At 70.7% G+C, this 17,464-nt stretch carries 12 protein-coding genes; 8 read left to right on the forward strand and 4 right to left on the reverse strand.

Annotated features, from left to right (window positions below; all coding sequences use genetic code 11):
• Nucleotides 1–176: 176 nt before the first annotated feature.
• The 3 genes from OG709_RS09130 to OG709_RS09140 all read left to right on the forward strand — a co-directional run bounded on the left by OG709_RS09130 (nt 177) and on the right by OG709_RS09140 (nt 3,949).
• Nucleotides 177–1,802 carry a glycoside hydrolase family 13 protein gene (locus OG709_RS09130; RefSeq protein ID WP_266643473.1) on the forward strand — a complete coding sequence of 542 codons (1,626 nt, stop codon included), beginning with the start codon at nt 177–179 and terminating at the stop codon, nt 1,800–1,802.
• A gap of 25 nt (nt 1,803–1,827) precedes the next feature.
• Complete coding sequence (locus OG709_RS09135; protein ID WP_250304467.1) at nt 1,828–2,892, forward strand: LacI family DNA-binding transcriptional regulator; 1,065 nt, start codon at nt 1,828–1,830, stop codon at nt 2,890–2,892.
• Between the two features lie 76 nt (nt 2,893–2,968).
• Nucleotides 2,969–3,949, forward strand: coding sequence for a phosphatase PAP2 family protein (locus OG709_RS09140; protein WP_250304465.1), 981 nt, complete (start codon nt 2,969–2,971; stop codon nt 3,947–3,949).
• 69 nt (nt 3,950–4,018) lie between these two features.
• Here OG709_RS09140 and OG709_RS09145 read toward each other — a convergent pair whose 3' ends face one another.
• From OG709_RS09145 to OG709_RS09160, 4 genes are all read right to left on the reverse strand, one after another.
• Nucleotides 4,019–7,051: a bifunctional [glutamine synthetase] adenylyltransferase/[glutamine synthetase]-adenylyl-L-tyrosine phosphorylase gene (locus OG709_RS09145; RefSeq protein ID WP_250304463.1), complete on the reverse strand. Its 3,033-nt coding sequence runs from the start codon at nt 7,049–7,051 to the stop codon at nt 4,019–4,021.
• Between the two features lie 181 nt (nt 7,052–7,232).
• Nucleotides 7,233–7,988 carry a DUF3472 domain-containing protein gene (locus OG709_RS09150; RefSeq protein ID WP_329165546.1) on the reverse strand — a complete coding sequence of 252 codons (756 nt, stop codon included), beginning with the start codon at nt 7,986–7,988 and terminating at the stop codon, nt 7,233–7,235.
• A gap of 228 nt (nt 7,989–8,216) precedes the next feature.
• Nucleotides 8,217–9,614 (reverse strand): alpha-amylase, encoded by a 1,398-nt coding sequence (locus OG709_RS09155; protein ID WP_329165548.1) that lies wholly within the window; start codon nt 9,612–9,614, stop codon nt 8,217–8,219.
• A 323-nt stretch (nt 9,615–9,937) separates the two neighbouring features.
• Nucleotides 9,938–11,299: a glutamine synthetase family protein gene (locus tag OG709_RS09160; RefSeq protein WP_250304457.1), complete on the reverse strand. Its 1,362-nt coding sequence runs from the start codon at nt 11,297–11,299 to the stop codon at nt 9,938–9,940.
• A gap of 375 nt (nt 11,300–11,674) precedes the next feature.
• Between OG709_RS09160 and OG709_RS09165 the strand changes: the two genes are divergently transcribed.
• The 5 genes from OG709_RS09165 to OG709_RS09185 all read left to right on the forward strand — a co-directional run bounded on the left by OG709_RS09165 (nt 11,675) and on the right by OG709_RS09185 (nt 17,433).
• Nucleotides 11,675–12,346 carry a DUF3105 domain-containing protein gene (locus tag OG709_RS09165; RefSeq protein ID WP_266643467.1) on the forward strand — a complete coding sequence of 224 codons (672 nt, stop codon included), beginning with the start codon at nt 11,675–11,677 and terminating at the stop codon, nt 12,344–12,346.
• A gap of 68 nt (nt 12,347–12,414) precedes the next feature.
• Entirely contained in the window at nt 12,415–13,011 is a 597-nt protein-coding gene (locus tag OG709_RS09170) for a DUF305 domain-containing protein (RefSeq protein WP_329169079.1), read from the forward strand.
• A gap of 109 nt (nt 13,012–13,120) precedes the next feature.
• Nucleotides 13,121–15,070, forward strand: a complete 1,950-nt coding sequence (locus tag OG709_RS09175) for a S53 family peptidase (RefSeq protein ID WP_250304453.1) — start codon at nt 13,121–13,123, stop codon at nt 15,068–15,070.
• Between the two features lie 108 nt (nt 15,071–15,178).
• Nucleotides 15,179–15,709 (forward strand): hypothetical protein, encoded by a 531-nt coding sequence (locus tag OG709_RS09180; protein WP_329165552.1) that lies wholly within the window; start codon nt 15,179–15,181, stop codon nt 15,707–15,709.
• Between the two features lie 71 nt (nt 15,710–15,780).
• Nucleotides 15,781–17,433 carry a multicopper oxidase family protein gene (locus OG709_RS09185; RefSeq protein ID WP_329165554.1) on the forward strand — a complete coding sequence of 551 codons (1,653 nt, stop codon included), beginning with the start codon at nt 15,781–15,783 and terminating at the stop codon, nt 17,431–17,433.
• The last annotated feature ends 31 nt before the right edge of the window (nt 17,434–17,464 follow it).

Consider the following 17,464-nt stretch of genomic DNA (forward strand, 5'->3'; position numbering starts at 1 on the left):
CGTTACCTCAGCGTGTCCGCAAGGTTGCCATTGCGACCCTTGTCAAACGGCTTGTTGGGGCACTTCCAGCCTTCCGGCAACCCCCCGAACACCACCGCAAGCTCTTGCAAGGCTGTTACTTTCGGAGTCCACGAGCGTTGTTCCCGTACGTTGCAAGTCTTCCGAAAGGGACCCTCATGACGCAGCCCCTCTCCCCCGCGACCGCCGCCGACGCGGAATCCACCGGATGGTGGCGGGACGCCGTCATCTACCAGGTGTACGTGCGGTCCTTCGCGGACAGCGACGGCGACGGCATCGGCGATCTGCGGGGCATCACGGAGCGGCTGCCGTACCTCGCGGAGCTGGGCGTGGACGCGGTCTGGCTCACCCCGTTCTACGCCTCGCCCCAGGCGGACGGCGGTTACGACGTCGCGGACTACCGCGTCGTCGACCCGCTCTTCGGGGATCTCGCGGAGGCCGAGGCGCTCCTGCGCGCCGCGCACCGGCTCGGACTGCGGGTGATCGTGGACGTCGTCCCGAACCACACCTCGGACCAGCACATCTGGTTCAAGGAGGCGCTGGCCGGAGGCGCGGGCAGCGCCGCCCGGTCCCGGTACCACTTCCGGCCGGGCAGGGGCGGAGACGGTGAACTGCCGCCCAACGACTGGGAGTCGGTGTTCGGCGGACCGGCCTGGACGAGGGTGGCGGACGGCGCCTGGTACCTCCATCTCTTCGCGGGCGAGCAGCCCGACCTCAACTGGGAGAACCCCGAGGTGCGCGCGGAGTTCGAGGCGATCCTGCGCTTCTGGCTGGAGCTCGGCGCCGGTGGTGACCACCGCGGGGTGGACGGCTTCCGCGTCGATGTCGCCCACGGCATGGTCAAGGCCGCCGGGCTGCCGGACATCGGCAGCCGCGAGCAGGTCAAGATGATCGGCTCCCAGGTACTGCCGTTCTTCGACCAGGACGGGGTGCACGAGATCCACCGCTCCTGGCGGCGGCTGCTCGACTCGTACCCGGGCGAGCGCATCGGCGTCGCCGAGGCGTGGGCCCCCACGGCCGAGCGCCTCGCGCTGTACGTGCGCCCCGACGAGCTGCACCAGGCCTTCAACTTCCAGTTCCTCAGGTGCCCCTGGGACGCGGCGGCGATGCGCGCGGTCGTCGACGACTCGCTGGCCGCCACTGCTTCGGTGGGCGCGCCCACCACCTGGGTGCTCTCCAACCACGACGTCGTACGCCATGTGACGCGGTACGGCGGCGGCGCCACCGGGCTGCGCCGGGGCCGTGCCGCCGCCCTGCTGATGCTGGCGCTGCCCGGGTCCGCGTACGTCTACCAGGGCGAGGAACTCGGCCTGCCCGAGGTCACCGACCTCCCGGACGAGCTGCGCGAGGACCCGTCGTTCTTCCGCAGCGCCGGGCAGGAGGGGCTGCGGGACGGGTGCCGGGTGCCGATCCCCTGGACCGAGGACGGCCCTTCGTACGGTTTCGGGCCCGGCCCGGGATGGCTGCCGCAGCCCGAGAACTGGCGGGAACACTCTGTGCAGGCACAGACCGGTGACCCGGACTCGACCCTGGAGTTGTACCGCACCGCGCTGAAGCTGCGGCGCGAGCTCAGCGGCCTGGGCGACGGCTCCCTGGAGTGGCTCGACGGCCCCGAAGGTGTCCTGGTCTTCGCCCGGCCCGGATTCGTCTGTACCGTCAACACGCTCTCCGAGGCGGCCGAACTGCCCACCCCCGGAAGGCCGCTGCTCGCCACGTCCGAGCCGGTCCTGTCCGGTGACACCGTTCGCATTCCCGCCGATTCCTGCACCTGGTGGGCAATCTGACATGGGCCCGGTACAGTCCCTTCCCATGACCGCACGGCTTGCCGACATCGCAGCCCAGGCGGGGGTCAGCGAAGCGACGGTCAGCCGGGTCCTCAACGGCAAGCCGGGGGTAGCGGCGGCCACCCGCGAGTCCGTTCTCGCCGCACTCGACGTGCTCGGCTACGAACGTCCCGTCCGGCTGCGCCAGCGCAGCGCGGGCCTCGTCGGGCTGATCACCCCCGAGCTGGAGAACCCGATCTTCCCGGCACTGGCGCAGGTCATCGGTCAGGCGCTCACCCGCCAGGGATACACCCCGGTGCTGGCCACCCAGACCCCGGGCGGCTCCACCGAGGACGAGCTCACCGAGATGCTGGTGGACCGTGGGGTCGCGGGCATCATCTTCGTCTCCGGGCTGCACGCGGACACCACGGCGGACATGCGGCGCTACGAGCAGCTGCGCGCCCAGGGCGTGCCGTACGTCCTGGTCAACGGCTTCTCGCCGAAGGTGCAGGCGCCCTTCATCTCGCCCGACGACCGGGCCGCGATGCGGCTGGCCGTCACCCACCTCGCCTCGCTGGGGCACACCCGGATCGGGCTCGCGCTCGGGCCGCGGCGCTTCGTCCCGGTGCTGCGGAAGACAGAGGGCTTCCAGGCCGCGATGCAGGACCGGTTCGGGCTGTCCCCGGCCGAGAGCGAGCAGCTGATCGAGCACTCGCTGTACACGCTGGAGGGCGGCCAGGCCGCGGCGTCGGCGCTCATCTCCGCCGGCTGTACGGCGGTGGTCTGCGCCAGCGACATGATGGCACTCGGTGCCATCCGGGCCGCCCGCCAGCTCGGGCTCGACGTGCCGCGTGACATCTCGGTGGTCGGCTTCGACGACTCCCCGCTCATAGCGTTCACGGATCCGCCGATGACCACGATCCGCCAGCCGGTCACCGCCATGGGGCAGGCCGCCGTCCGGGCCCTGCTCGAAGAGGTCGGCGGTACGCCCGCGCCGCACAGCGAATTCGTCTTCATGACGGAGCTGGTGGTCCGTGGTTCCACCGCTTCCGGCCCGGGTTCCGCCCCGGCGTCAACTTCCCGTTCCAGGGGCGCGGAGCAGGCCCGGTAGCGTCCTAGCAGGTGCGGGCCGGGCGCCGCCGAGGGATGATCTGTGGGAAGCGGAGTTTCTGGCAGACTCTTTTCCTATGGGTGAAACGACCGTGAAGACACTGGAAGGCCTTACGGCCGCCGCGTCACCCGTCGTGGCCAAGGAGCCTCATATCTCTCTCATCGGGCGACTTCGTACACCCCGCCGTCCCCGCATCTGGTTCGAAGTCCTGCTGATCGCGCTGAGTTACTGGATGTACTCGCTGATCCGCAACGCCGTACCGGAGCAGAAGGCGGAGGCGCTCCGCAATGCCAACTGGGTCTGGCGTGCGGAGCACACCCTCGGTATCGCAGTCGAGCAGAGCGTCAACCACGCCGTGAATTCGGTGACATGGCTGATCGTCGGGATGAACTACTACTACGCGACCATGCACTTCATCATGACGATCAGTGTCCTGGTGTGGCTCTTCCACTTCCATCCGGGCCGCTACGCGGCGGCCCGGCTCGCGCTGTTCGCGACGACCGCGGTGGCGCTGGTGGGGTACTACCTGTACCCCCTGGCACCGCCACGTCTGATGCCCCACAGCCACTTCGTCGACACCGTGCTGGTGCACGACACCTGGGGCTCGATGGCCTCGGGCAACCTCAAGAACGTGTCGAACCAGTACGCGGCGATGCCGTCGATGCACATCGGCTGGTCGCTCTGGTGCGGCCTGATCATCTTCGCCCTGGCGAAGGCGCCCTGGGCGCGGATCCTGGGCCTGCTGTACCCGGTGCTGACACTGCTGGTGATCGTGGCGACGGCCAACCACTTCTGGCTGGACGCGGTGGGCGGAGTGCTCTGCCTGGCGTTCGGTACGGCTCTGTCGTACAGCTGGTACGGGGCGTTGCCGCATCAGTTGCCCCGGGTGCCCAAGAGCAGGCAGCCGGGCCGGATCGTGGCCTCCCGCTATCTGGGCGGGGACGCCTCCGAGCCGCGCGAGGGCGGCCAGGAGCGCCCCGTGACCGCCAAGGGCCGCCGCCCCGGACCGGCCACCGACCGTCCGGCGTCGGCGAGATCGACCCCGTCCGGCGACTGAGGGCCGGGTACGACCGGCTGGGGCCGGGGTTCTCCCGGGGATCCCGCGCAGAACCCGTACACCGTACGGCTACGCCCCGTAGAACTGCTCCTCCATGACCCCGCGGGCCCGCCGTGTGGCCCGGCGGTAGTCGTCGATCATGTCGCCCACGTGTCCCGTCTCGTACCCCAGGTACCGGGCCATCGCCGCCAGTTCCCGCCCGTCCGAGGGGAACGTGTCACCGGCCCTCCCCCGCACCAGCATCACCGCGTTGCGCACCCGCGAGGCCAGCACCCACGCCTCGTCCAGGGTCTGCGCGTCCTCGGTGGACAGCAGTTCCGCCTCGTGGGCGGCGGCCAGGGCCCTGCGGGTACGGGTGGTCCGCAGGCCCGGCAGCCGCCAGCCGTGCTGCATCTGCAACAGCTGCACCGTCCACTCGACGTCACTGAGCCCGCCCCGGCCGAGCTTCGCGTGCAGGGTCGGGTCCGCGCCGCGCGGCATCCGCTCCGACTCCATCCGCGCCTTGAGGCGGCGGATCTCCCGTACCGCGTCGTCACCGAGGCCCTCGGCGGGGTAGCGCAGCGGATCGATCAGCTCGACGAAGCTCCGGCCCAGGTCGGCGTCGCCCGCCATCGGTTCGGCGCGCAGCAGCGCCTGGCTCTCCCAGACGCGCGACCAGCGGCGGTAGTACGCGGCGTAGGAGGCCAGCGTCCGCACCAGCGGGCCGCTCTTGCCCTCGGGGCGCAGGTCCGCGTCGATCAGCAGCGGCGGGTCGGCGGTCGGCAGCTGGAGCAGCCTGCGCATCTCGGCGACGACGGCGTTGGCCGCCCTGGCCGCTTCCTGGTCGTCCACGCCGTCCCGCGGGGCGTGCACGAAGAGCACATCGGCGTCCGAGCCGTAGCTCAGCTCGTGGCCGCCGAAACGGCCCATGCCGATGACCGCGAACCTGGTCGGCAGGGTGTCGCCCCACTCGGCCCGTACGGCGGCCCGCAGGGCGCCGGCGAGGGTCGCGGCGTTCAGGTCGGTGACGGCGTTGCCGACGCGGTCCACCAGGGCGCCCGGGTCCGGTTCGGCGGGGTTCTCCTCGGTGCCGTACGAGCTGATCAGGTCGGCCGCCGCCGTACGGAAGAGTTCCCGGCGGCGGACCCCGCGCGCCGACGCGACCGCGCCCTCGGGGGTCTCCGCCCGGCCGACGGCCGACAGGACCTCCTGTTCGAGGTTGTCGCGGCTGCGCGGGTCGAGGCCGCCGCGCGCGCCGAGCAGCGAGACCGCCTCGGGGGCGCGCAGCAGCAGGTCGGGGGCGAGGCGGCCGGCCGAGAGGACCCGGGCGAGGTTCTCCGCGGCGGCCCCCTCGTCGCGGAGCAGCCGCAGGTACCAGGGGGTCTTGCCGAGCGCGTCGGAGACCTTGCGGAAGCCGAGCAGACCGGCGTCCGGGTCGGCGGAGTCCGCGAACCAGCCGAGCAGCACGGGCAGCAGGGTGCGCTGGATGGCGGCCTTCCTGGAGACCCCGGAGGACAGCGCCTCCAGGTGGCGCAGGGCGCCGACCGGGTCGGCGTACCCGAGCGCTTCGAGGCGCTGGCCGGCGGCCTTCGGGCTGAGCCTGATCTCGCCGGGGGCCAGCTGGGCGACGGCGTCGAGGAGCGGCCGGTAGAAGAGCTTCTCGTGCAGCTTCCGTACGACGGCCGCGTGCCGTTTCCACGCCCTGGTCAGCTCGGCGACGGGGTCGGTGCGCAGCCCCAGTGAACGCCCGAGCCTGCGCAGATCGGCCTCGCCCTCGGGTACGAGGTGGGTGCGCCGGAGCCGGTACAGCTGGATGTGGTGCTCCATGGCGCGCAGGAAGCGGTACGCCTCGTCCAGCTGCGCGGCGTCGGACCGTCCCACATAGCCGCCCACCGCCAGCGCGTCCAGGGCCTCCAGGGTGTTCCCGCTGCGCAGGGTGGCGTCGCTGCGTCCGTGGACGAGCTGGAGCAGCTGGACGGCGAACTCCACGTCCCGCAGCCCGCCGGGCCCGAGTTTCAGCTCGCGCTCGACGAGGGCGGGCGGGATGTTGTCGACGACCCGGCGGCGCATCTTCTGGGCGTCGGTGACGAAGTTGTCGCGCTCCGACGCCTGCCACACCAGGGGCCTGACGGCTTCGACGTACTCCTCGCCGAGCGTGAGGTCACCGGCGACCGCCCGCGCCTTGAGCAGTGCCTGGAACTCCCAGGTCTTGGCCCAGCGCTGGTAGTACGCGAGATGGCTGGACAGGGTACGCACCAGCGGCCCGTTGCGCCCCTCGGGACGCAGGTTGGCGTCGACGGGCCAGATGGTGCCCTCGATGTTGGTCTCGGAGCAGATCCGCATCATGTGGGCGGCGAGCCGGGTGGCGGCCTGGACGGCTTCGGTCTCGGTCTCGTCAGCGGCGTCACCGGAGTCGCCGTTTCCGCCGGTGACCAGGACGGTGACGGCGGGCTCGGCGATGAAGACGACATCCACGTCGGAGACGTAATTGAGCTCGTGTCCCCCGCATTTACCCATGGCGACGACGGCGAGACGGCACAGCGCGGCGTCCTGCGGGGCGGCGGCGGAGGCGATCGTGAGGGCGGCGCGCAGGGTGGCCGTCGCCAGGTCGGCCAGCTCGGCGGCGGTCTGTCCGACCTCGGTCGTCCCGCACACGTCGCGTGCCGCGATGGACAGCAGGCACCGCCGGTAGGCGATCCGCAGGGACACCGGGTCGTCCGCGTCGGCGAGACCGCGCTCGAACTCGACGACGCCCGGGTGCAGATCCGACGTCTCGTAGGTGACGAGGGCGTGCCAGTCGTGCGGGTGCCGCGCCAGGTGGTCGCCGAGCGCCTCGGAGGCGCCGAGCACCCCGAGCAGCCGGTCGCGCAGCGGTTTCGCCGCGATCAGCATGTCCAGCAGGGTCTGCCGCTCGTCGGGCTCCTGGGACTCGGCCATGCGTACGAGGGCGAGCAGCGCGAGGTCCGGGTCGGCGGTGGCGCCCAGGGCGTCGAGGAGTACCGGATCGGTGCGTACGGAGGCGAGCTCCGGGGCGTCGAGGAGCCGTTCGGCGGCCGAGGGGTCGGTGAAACCGTGCCGCAACAGCCGGGTGAAGGTACTGCTTCTGCGCCCCGGCACCGTCATGCCGCCGCCTCCCGAGCCGGTCCACCCGGCAGATCGAAGTCCGGGTTCCGAGCCTAGCCGCAGCAGCGGTGAGCGGCCCTCCCGAGGGGCGGCACCGTCCCGGCCGGAGGCAAGCGTGGGGGCCGTCCGCACCGTCGCGCCCGGCCCCGGGGAGGGGAGGCCGGGCGGACGGGGTGCGGAGTTACTGTCCGATGCCGTTCTCCTCGGTGGCGCCGGAGCCGTCCAGTGTCACCTTGGCGATGTCCTGGCAGGTGTCGCTGAGGCTCGACGACCGGTAAGTGCCGTTGCCCGCGCTGGTGGTGGGGATGCCGAACAGGAGCTTGGAGTACTTGGCGTCCGCGCAGGTCGTGGCGGGGTTGTTCCAGTCGAAGTACTCGGTCCAGCTGATGAAGCTGCCGCCGGCCATGGAGTGGTCGCCGTCGATCCTGATGGTGCCGAGGACCGTGGTGGTGCCGGCGGTCCGGTCCACGATGGAGTACTTCCAGTTCGAGCCGGACTGCTGTTCCGCCTGCATCGCGTACTGGTGTCCCTCGACCGGGCGCTGGTCCAGCCGGCAGGTCTTGCCGGTGCCGCCCTCGTCGAAGTCCTGGCAGTAGGTGCCTGCGCCGCCCGCGGTGGCCGCCGTCCCGTTCCAGATGGAGACGAGGAACATGCCGCCGCCGTCGGCGTGGGTCTGGAAGCCCATGTAGCCGGAGGCTCCGCTCCCGGCAAAGGTGAACTGGGTGGACCAGTAGGCGTTGTAGTTGCCCGGGGAGTGCTGGAGGGTCATCGGGATCGAGACCGATGTGACGTCCTGGGGCGCGTTCCAGTAGGCGTAGGTGCCCGGGGTCTGGCCGGTGTCGGCCGCCTGTACCGGGGCCGCGGGTCCCATCAGCAGCACGGCGGCGCCCGCCGCCGCGGTGAGGGTTCCGGTCGTGATCAGTTTCCGCATCCGCATGTGTGTCTCCTGAGTGGGGGGGGTGGAGTTCACGTGGCCGTGCAGTGAAGGTGAGTGGTCCTGTTCACCGGTGACGCTGAACAAGCACGTTCACGCACGACCTGACGGTTCGTCAACAGATCGCGACGAAAGGACAAGTGCGCCGGCGCCAAAGTCCAAGAGCCCGCGCACCCGTACCGGCGGGGCGGCCGGGACCGCCGCGGCGAGGGCCGTCCCGGCCACCGGTGTTCACGTACCCGAGCAGGAACTCGCCGCGTAGAGGGCGACCGCGTCGTCGGACCCGACGGTGGCGGTGAACGTGCCGTCCGGACCGACGGTGTACGTCGTCCCGCTGTGCTGGACGTCGCAGTAGGTGCCGCCCGGCAGCGAGGTGCTGAACGTCCGGGTCAGCGGGCCGCCCTCGTGGTTGATCGCGACGAAGCCCTTGCTGCCGCGGCCGAAGGCGATGGCGTTGCCGCCGTCGGACCACCAGTCGGTCACCGCGGTACCGGAGACCGCGTTGCGGAAGCCGACCATGTTCGCGATCTGCGGCCAGGCGTGCTGGCACTTCCAGCCGTCGCTGTAACAGGCGTTGACCGTACCGCCGTTGGGCGGGCCGGCGTCGTTGCTGGAGAACTCGTACCCGGAGTACACGTTCGGCGAGCCGTAGGGCCAGGCCAGCACGAAGACGTTGGCCAGGGTGTAGGTGGCGTTGTCCTTGTAGCTGAGCGTGGAGCCGTTGCGCTCGGTGTCCCAGTTGTCCACGAACGTACGGGACTTGTCGCTCGCGAGGTACCCGCTGCCCCAGGACTGGCCCCAGTTGCCGAGGGAGGACAGCTGCCCGCTGCTGAAGATCCGCTTGAGGTCGAAGGCGCCCTGGAAGGCGTCCACGTCGCCCGTCCCGGTGTACTCGCCCGGCTGGACGGCCTCGCCCGCGCCGTAGATGACCTCCTGCGCCCAGTAGATCCCCGGGTCGGAGAGCTTCGCCTTGATCGCGGCGAGGTCACCGGCCGCCATGTGCTTCGCCGCGTCGATCCGGAATCCGTCCACCCCGAGCGAGATGAGGTGGTTCAGGTAGCCGGCGATGGTGGTGCGGACGTAGTCGCTGCCGGTGTCCAGGTCGGCCAGGCCGACGAGTTCGCAGTTCTGGACGTTGTCGCGGTCGCCGTAGTTGCTGATGTCGGTGCGGCAGGAGTGGAAGTCCTGGTCCTGGTAGAAGCCGGGGTAGTCGTACTTGCTGTAGCCCGTGCCCCCGGTGCCCGTCCCCGAGCCGGCCGACATGTGGTTGATCACCGCGTCGGCGACGACCTTCACCCCGGCACCGTGGCAGGTGTTCACCATGTTCCGGAACGAGGTCTCGTCGCCGAGCCGTCCGGCGATGCGGTAACTGACCGGCTGGTACGAGGTCCACCACTGGTCGCCCTGGATGTGCTCGGACGCCGGTGAGACCTCGACGTACCCGTACCCGGCCGGGCCGAGGCTGTCGGTGCAGGCCTTGGCCACGGAGTCGTACTTCCACTCGAAGAGGGTGGCGGTGACGTCCTTGCTGCCGGGCGGGGTCGCCTGCGCGGACGGCTGGGCGGCGAAGGTGAGGCCGGTCGCCGCGAGCAGTACGGCCAGCCCGCTGCGTAGGGCACGGGATCTCATGAGCGGCTCCTGTGGTCGGGCCCCGCGTCCCGCGAGGCTGCGCCCGAGGAGCCTCCCGCCGTGGAGATGGACACGTCAAGATATCTGCAAGGGATTTCCTGAACCTTGCAGCAAGAAATTACAGCCGGTGGGACCGGGCCCCGCTCACGCGATCCAGTGCGGTCGACGGGCGGCGGACGAGGGCGGGATCCCGTCGGCGAGCGCGGCGGCCATCCGTCGCACGGCCTCGCGGCGTGCTCGCCGGACCTCGGCCTCGCGCTCACCCCCAGCACCTCGGACTTGCGGCCCGGGTGCTGGGGCCCGTCTGATCCCTCTGATCCGCCTTACAGCACCGGCAGGTTCTTCCGCAGCTCGAACGCGGTGACCTCGCTGCGGTACTCCTCCCACTCCTGCTTCTTGTTGCGCAGGAAGAAGTCGAAGACGTGCTCACCGAGCGTCTCGGCGACCAGTTCGCTGCGCTCCATCAGCTCGATCGCCTCGCCCAGGTTCTGCGGCAGCGGCTCGATGCCCATCGCCCGGCGCTCCGAGTCGGACAGCGCCCAGACGTCGTCGTCGGCGCCGGGCGGGAGTTCGTAGCCCTCCTCGATGCCCTTGAGGCCGGCGGCGAGCAGCAGCGCGTACGTCAGGTACGGGTTGGCGCCGGAGTCGATGGAGCGGACCTCGACCCGGGCCGAGCCGGTCTTGCCCGGCTTGTACATGGGGACGCGGATCAGCGCGGAGCGGTTGTTGTGGCCCCAGCAGATGTACGAGGGGGCCTCGCCGCCCGCTCCCGCGCTGCGGGCCGAGCCGCCCCAGATGCGCTTGTAGGAGTTGACCCACTGGTTGGTCACCGCAGACACCTCGGCGGCGTGCTTCAGCAGGCCCGCGATGAAGGAGCGGCCGACCTTGGAGAGCTGGTACTCGGAGCCCGACTCGTAGAAGGCGTTGCGGTCGCCCTCGAAGAGGGAGAGGTGGGTGTGCATGCCCGAGCCGGGGTACTCGCTGAACGGCTTCGGCATGAAGGTGGCCTGGACGCCCTGCTCCAGCGCGACCTGCTTCATGACCAGGCGGAAGGTCATGATGTTGTCGGCGGTCGACAGCGCGTCCGCGTACCGCAGGTCGATCTCCTGCTGGCCCGGGGCGCCCTCGTGGTGGCTGAACTCGACCGAGATGCCCATCGATTCGAGCATGGTGATGGCCTGGCGGCGGAAGTCCATGCCGACGTTCTGCGGGGTGTGGTCGAAGTAGCCGGAGTTGTCGGCGGGGGTGGGGCGGGTCCCGTCGAGGGGCTTGTCCTTCAGGAGATAGAACTCGATCTCCGGGTGGGTGTAGAAGGTGAAGCCCAGGTCGGACGTCTTGGCGAGGATCCGCTTCAGTACGTAGCGGGGGTCGGCGAAGGACGGGGAGCCGTCCGGCATCAGGATGTCGCAGAACATCCGGGCGGTGCCCGGGGCCTCCGCGCGCCAGGGCAGGATCTGGAAGGTGCTGGGGTCGGGCTTGGCGATCATGTCGGACTCGTAGACCCGGGCGAAGCCCTCGATGGCGGAGCCGTCGAAGCCGATGCCCTCGTCGAAGGCCTGCTCCAGCTCGGCGGGGGCCACGGCGACCGACTTCAGGAAGCCGAGTACATCGGTGAACCACAGCCGCACGAAGCGGATGTCGCGCTCCTCCAGCGTCCGGAGCACAAATTCCTGCTGCTTGTCCATATGTACCGCCCTACCCATCCTTGCTGGTCAGCCACCTGCTCCCACGCCTCCGGAGACACCGGGGCTCATGAGCATCCCACCACACGATTTCCGGCATGTTGCGAACCTTCGTCCGAACATCTCACCCTGTTCAGGCGTACCGCGGACTCCATTGTGGGTCACGCCGAGGCGGTGAACGAGTCAGGGGCGCGGGCCTCCCCGGCGGGCCTCGCCGCCACCGGCGTTCCGGGGACCGCGGTCGCTCCGCAGCCGCGCACTGCCATGCCGTGCGCCCCACCACTACCATCTGCGCGAGGGGGCCCCGTAGCGCATCCGGCGGGCACGGCGGCCTTCCTGACCCGGCCCGTCTCCGCCCGTATCCAGAAGGACTGACCGATGGCTTCGACCGAGAGTCCGAAGAACGATCGCAGGGCCCGAATAGAGGAGATGCGCCGCGCCCAGAAGTCACGTGAGCGCCGCATCCGCACCGTCGCGATCGTGGTGGCCGCGGTCGCCGTGGCGGGTCTGATCGGGTTCGGCACCTACGCCCTCAGTAACCGGTCCGACGACAAGGCCTCCACCGCCGCCGACAGCAAGTCGGACGCCGCGACGACCGCGGGGCCGATCAAGGGCGAGCGGGACTGGGACGTGAAGAAGCTGGGCCGTAAGCACGTCACCACGGCGGTCACGTACCCGATGAAGCCGCCGGTGGGCGGGGACCACGACCAGGTCTGGCTGAATTGCAACGGCAACGTCTACACCAAGGCGGTCCCCGACCGGAACGCCGTGCACGCGCTGGAGCACGGCTCCGTCTGGGTCACCTACACCGACAAGGCGCCCGCGGCCGATGTGAAGAAGCTCGGCGCCAAGGTCTCCACGACCCCCTACTCCCTGATGAGTCCGTACCCGGGCCAGGCCGGGGCGATCATGCTCAGCGCCTGGGGCAAGCAGCTGACGGTGAACGGCGCCGACGACCCGAGGGTGAACGAGTTCTTCACCAAGTACGTGCAGGGCCCGCAGACGCCGGAGCCCGGCGCGGCCTGCACGGGCGGGCTGGACGCACAGTGAGCCGGAGCACCCGGCTGCTGGCGGTCGCCGCCGTCGTCCTCGCGCTGCTCTGCGCGGCTGCGGCCACCATGGCGTTCACCACCGGCGGCCCGGACCCGTCCGCGGCCCGCGCGTCCGCCGTCCGCACGCCCACCGCCGACTCCGCGGACGCGGGGTTCGCCCGCGACATGTCGGTGCATCACCAGCAGGCCGTGGAGATGTCGTTCATCGTCCGGGACCGCACGGAGAACGCGGACGTGCGCCGTCTCGCGTACGACATCGCCAACACCCAGGCCAACCAGCGCGGGATGATGACGGGCTGGCTGAACCTCTGGGGGCTGCCGGTCACCGACGCGGCCAGGCTGCCGATGCAGTGGATGGGAATGGCCCAGGAGCCGTCCACCGACGGGGCGTTGATGCCGGGCATGGCGACCAGGGCGCAGCTCGACACCCTGCGCGGGCTGAGCGGCAAGCAGGCGGAGATCCGCTACCTCCAGCTGATGACGGCCCATCACCAGGGCGGTATCCACATGGCGGAGGGCTGTGTGCAGCTCTGCAAGGTCGGTACGGAGCGGAAGCTCGCCCAGGGAATGGTCGCCGCCCAGCAGTCGGAGGTGCAGCTCATGGCCGATCTGCTGAAGGAAAGGGGCGCTTCGGCAACATCGGGATCAACTGACCACTCATGACCCTTCCTTGGTCTCTTCTTGGTCATCGCATGCCCCTGGCATGAGCCGTTCATCGGGCAAGGTGTGGCGTACACGCGTACCTGCGACGAACCGCAACACAGGGGGTTCCATGAGATCCAGCCGCTCGAAGATACGCGCCGGTCTGAGCGTGGCAGCGACACTGCCGCTGCTCGCCGGCGCGTTGGCTCTGTCCGTACCCAGCGCCAACGCCGACTCCGGTCCGGGCAGTCGCCACACGCTCCAGGGCACCAGGCCCCAGTGGGCGAAGTCCTCGGCCGACCGCGGCGCCGCCGCCGGATCCGCCCAGGTGAACGCCCGGGTCTATCTGGCCGGCCGGGACGCGCAGGGCCTGACGGCGTACGCCCAGCAGGTGTCGGACCCGCAGTCCGCCTCGTACGGCAAGTACCTGACCGCGAAGCAGGCGCAGGCCCGCTTCGGCGCGACGCCGGAGCAGATCAAGCAGGTCACCGCCTGGCTGAAGTCCGCCGGGCTCACGGTCACCGGGTCGAACCAGCACTACGTCTCGGTCAGCGGCGACGTCAGCGCGGCCGAGAAGGCGTTCTCGACCAAGCTGCACAACTACCGCAAGGGCAACAAGACCTACCGGGCCCCGACGGCCGCGGCCTCCGCGCCCGCGTCGCTGGGCGGCGCCGTGCTGACGGTCGTCGGCCTCGACAACGCCCCGCACAAGGTCAAGCACGACGACACGCTGCCGCCGCCGGACGCGGTCTTCAAGAACGCCGGGCCGTTCTCGACGTACTTCGGCTCCAACGTCAACAAGAAGCTGCCGAGCGCCGGCGGGGTCCAGGCCCCGTACGCGATCAAGGGCTACACCGGCAAGCAGCTGCGCTCCGCCTACGGCGCGGGCGACAAGAACGGCAAGGGCGTCACGGTCGCCATCACCGACGCCTACGCCTCGCCGTACATCGCCGCGGACGCGAGCAAGTACGCGAAGAGCAACGGCGACGGCGCGTACGCCAAGGGCCAGCTCCAGCAGGTCCTACCGGACGCCTACACGGACGTCGACGAGTGCGGCGCGGCGGGCTGGTACGGCGAGGAGACCCTCGACGTCGAGGCCGTGCACGCGGTGGCGCCCAAGGCCGACATCCGGTACGTCGGCGCCGCGTCCTGCAACGACGACGCGCTGCTCGACTCCCTGAACAAGATCGTCGACAGTCGGCTCGCCGACATCGTCTCCAACTCGTGGGGCGACATCGAGGCCAACGAGACCCCGGCCGTCGCAGCCGCGTACGACCAGGTCTTCCAGATGGGCGCGATCGAGGGCATCGGCTTCTACTTCTCCTCCGGTGACAACGGCGACGAGGTCGCGCACACCGGCACGAAGCAGGTCGACACCCCGGCCAACTCCGCCTGGGTCACCGCCGTCGGCGGTACCGCGCTGGCCGTGGGCAAGGGTGACAAGTACCAGTGGGAGACCGGCTGGGGCACGGTGAAGTCCAACCTCGCCGCCGACGGCAACAGCTGGGCCGGGTACCCGGGCGCCTACACGAGCGGCGCGGGCGGCGGCACCAGCAGGACCGTGGCGCAGCCGTACTACCAGCGCAACGTGGTGCCCAAGACCCTCTCGCGGGCCAACGGCGGCAACCCCATGCGCACGGTGCCGGACATCTCGGCGGTCGCCGACCCCAACACCGGCTTCCTGGTGGGCCAGACGCAGACCTTCCCCGACGGCTCGCAGCAGTACAGCGAGTACCGCATCGGCGGCACCTCGCTTGCGGCCCCGGTTCTCGCCGGTGTCCAGGCGCTGGCACAGCAGGCGCGGCACGGTGTCCCGATCGGCTTCGCGAACCCGTCGATCTACGACCGCTTCGGCTCGAAGGTCTACCACGACGTCACCGACCACCCGCTGGGCAAGAACCGTGACCTCGCGGTCGTCCGGGTGGACTTCGCGAACTCGATCGACGCGTCCGGTGGTCTGCTGACCTCGCTGCGCGGTCTGGGCGACGACGCCTCGCTGGAGGCGACGAAGGGCTACGACGTCGTCACCGGTGTCGGTTCGCCGGCCGCCGGTTACGTGAACTCGTACCGGCTGAAGTGACAAGCGGAAGCATCAAGCTGACGTAACCGCCCGGAGCAGTCACTCCTGCCTCTCGTGCGGACGCCACCCTGCCCCCTCCCGTATACCGGGCGGGGGTAGGGTGGCCGCATGACGGCGACCGGGCGGAGCACCAGGGGCGGACAGCTGTTGCTGTTCGCCGCTCTGCTGTTCGGGATCGTCATGATGCACACGGTGGGCCACCCGGCACAGGACGGGGCGCCGATGACCGGGACGGTCATGGCCGGGGCCGGGATGCCCGAAGTCCGGGCGGACGGGGCCCGGATGCCTGAAGCCCGGATGCCTGAAGCCCGGATGCCTGAAGTCCGGATGCCCGAGGCCCACCCGGCGGCGGCTCCTGAGATGGCTCCGGCGGCGGCGCACCCGCCGACCGCACCGGTCCCGCACGCGGCGCCCGTGCGTGCACATCGGCAGCACACCGAACACGCCCCTCACCAGCCCCTGATGGACCCCATGTCGGTCTGTCTGGCCGTCCTGGTGGCCTGGGCCGCCGCGCTGTTGCTGCGCCACCCGGCGGGCCGTCCGGCCGCGGTGGCCGCCACCCCGCTGCTGCGGGCCCTGTGGCCGAACCCGCCGCCGCTCGCCCCTCCCCTCGGCAGACTGTCGGTCCTGCGCAGATAAGAGCGCACGAGCTGTAGACGCACCCCTTCACGCTCGTTCCACCGACTTTCCTCACGAGGTGCAGTTCAGTCATGCGCATTCACCACCCCTCACGCCGTTCCGTGCTCGGCGCGTCGCTCGCGGTCGCGGGCACCGGACTCCTGGCGGCGTGCTCGTCGTCGCCGGACGGCCACCACCATTCCGGCTCGGACTCCGGCTCCGGCTCGGACTCCGGCTCGGACTCCGGCTCCGCTGCCGGGCGGAAGATCCGGCTCACCGCCGCGCGGGCCTCGCTCGACCTCGGCGGCGGCCGGACCGTCAGCTCCTGGGCGTACGGGGACCGGCTGCCCGGCAAGGAGATCCGCGCCACCGCGGGCGAGACCCTCGCCGTCACCGTCGCCAATCATCTGCCGCAGTCCACTTCGCTGCACTGGCACGGCATCGCCCTGCCCAACGCCATGGACGGCGTACCGGGACTGACCCAGCGGGCCGTCAAACCGGGCGCGGACTTCACGTACCGGTTCGCAGTTCCCGACCCGGGGACGTACTGGTTCCATCCGCACTCCGGCGTACAGCAGGACCGGGGGCTGTACGCCCCGCTGATCGTCGACGACCCCAGGGAGCCCCTCGCCTACGACAAGGAGTGGGTGGTGATCCTCGACGACTGGGTCGACGGGGTCGGCGGCTCGACACCGGACGCGGTACTGGCGGAGCTGCGGGGTGGCATGGGCCCGTCGCCCGAGAAGGACGGCCCGGACCACAGCAGTGGCAGCGGCAGCGGTCACGACGGCCACGACATGGGCGACATGGGCGGGATGGATGGCATGGACGGGATGGAGGGAATGGGAGGCAGGGCCGGCACGGCCACGGGCGCATCGCCCGGCCCCTCCCCGTCCGCCTCGCACCGCACGCCGTCCCGGATGCTCATGGGTGCCACCAGCCCCCTGCTCGGCGGCGACGCGGGCGATGTCGCGTATCCGTACTACCTGGTCAACGGCCGTACCGCGCAGGACCCTTCGGTCTTCACGGCCGAGCCCGGCGACCGCATCCGGCTGCGCATCATCAACGCCGGTGGTGACACCGCCTTCCGGATCGCACTCGGCGGCCACCGGCTGACGGTGACCCACACGGACGGCTACCCGGTCCGGCACACCACGACCGACGCGCTGCTGCTGGGCATGGGTGAGCGGTACGACGTCCTGGTCACCGCGGGCGACGGCGCGTTCCCGCTGACCGCGCTGGCCGAGGGCAAGGGCGCCGCGGCCCTCGCGGTGCTGCGCACCTCCGGCGGTGCGGCGCCCACCGCGTCCGTACGGCCGAAGGAGCTGTCCGGGAAGCTGGTCACCGCCGACCGGCTGGAGGCAGCCGAATCGGTGGCCCTGGCACACCGCACCCCCGACCGGACGGTGCGGCTGCGGCTGACCGGCGGGATGGCGGCGTACGACTGGGGCTTCGACGGCAAGCCGTACGCCCCGGACCGGCGGCACCCGGTCCGCAAGGGTGAGCGGGTGCGGCTGGTCTTCAGCAACCCCACCGGGATGTGGCACCCGCTGCATCTGCACGGGCACACCTTCGCGCTCACCACGCGGCCCGGCGGCGCCCGCAAGGACACCGCGATCGTGCTGCCGAAGGGCACGCTGAGCGTCGACTTCGACGCGGACAACCCGGGGCTGTGGATGATCCACTGCCACAACGTCTACCACGCGGAGGCGGGCATGATGACGGTGCTCGGCTACCAGGACTGACCCGTCCCGGGCACGGTCCACGGGTGCGGTC

The organism is Streptomyces sp. NBC_01267 (genome assembly GCF_036241575.1).
In the GTDB taxonomy this organism is placed as follows: domain Bacteria; phylum Actinomycetota; class Actinomycetes; order Streptomycetales; family Streptomycetaceae; genus Streptomyces.

Excerpts from the sequence above, each read along its gene's own strand:
- OG709_RS09135 (WP_250304467.1), top strand. The coding sequence starts at position 1,828 with ATGACCGCACGGCTTGCCGACATCGCAGCCCAGGCGGGGGTCAGCGAA.
- OG709_RS09130 (WP_266643473.1), top strand. The coding sequence starts at position 177 with ATGACGCAGCCCCTCTCCCCCGCGACCGCCGCCGACGCGGAATCCACC.
- OG709_RS09145 (WP_250304463.1), bottom strand. The coding sequence starts at position 7,051 with ATGACGGTGCCGGGGCGCAGAAGCAGTACCTTCACCCGGCTGTTGCGG.
- OG709_RS09155 (WP_329165548.1), bottom strand. The coding sequence starts at position 9,614 with ATGAGATCCCGTGCCCTACGCAGCGGGCTGGCCGTACTGCTCGCGGCG.
- OG709_RS09175 (WP_250304453.1), top strand. The coding sequence starts at position 13,121 with ATGAGATCCAGCCGCTCGAAGATACGCGCCGGTCTGAGCGTGGCAGCG.
- OG709_RS09160 (WP_250304457.1), bottom strand. The coding sequence starts at position 11,299 with ATGGACAAGCAGCAGGAATTTGTGCTCCGGACGCTGGAGGAGCGCGAC.
- OG709_RS09165 (WP_266643467.1), top strand. The coding sequence starts at position 11,675 with ATGGCTTCGACCGAGAGTCCGAAGAACGATCGCAGGGCCCGAATAGAG.
- OG709_RS09180 (WP_329165552.1), top strand. The coding sequence starts at position 15,179 with ATGACGGCGACCGGGCGGAGCACCAGGGGCGGACAGCTGTTGCTGTTC.
- OG709_RS09140 (WP_250304465.1), top strand. The coding sequence starts at position 2,969 with ATGGGTGAAACGACCGTGAAGACACTGGAAGGCCTTACGGCCGCCGCG.
- OG709_RS09170 (WP_329169079.1), top strand. The coding sequence starts at position 12,415 with ATGGCGTTCACCACCGGCGGCCCGGACCCGTCCGCGGCCCGCGCGTCC.
- OG709_RS09185 (WP_329165554.1), top strand. The coding sequence starts at position 15,781 with ATGCGCATTCACCACCCCTCACGCCGTTCCGTGCTCGGCGCGTCGCTC.
- OG709_RS09150 (WP_329165546.1), bottom strand. The coding sequence starts at position 7,988 with ATGCGGATGCGGAAACTGATCACGACCGGAACCCTCACCGCGGCGGCG.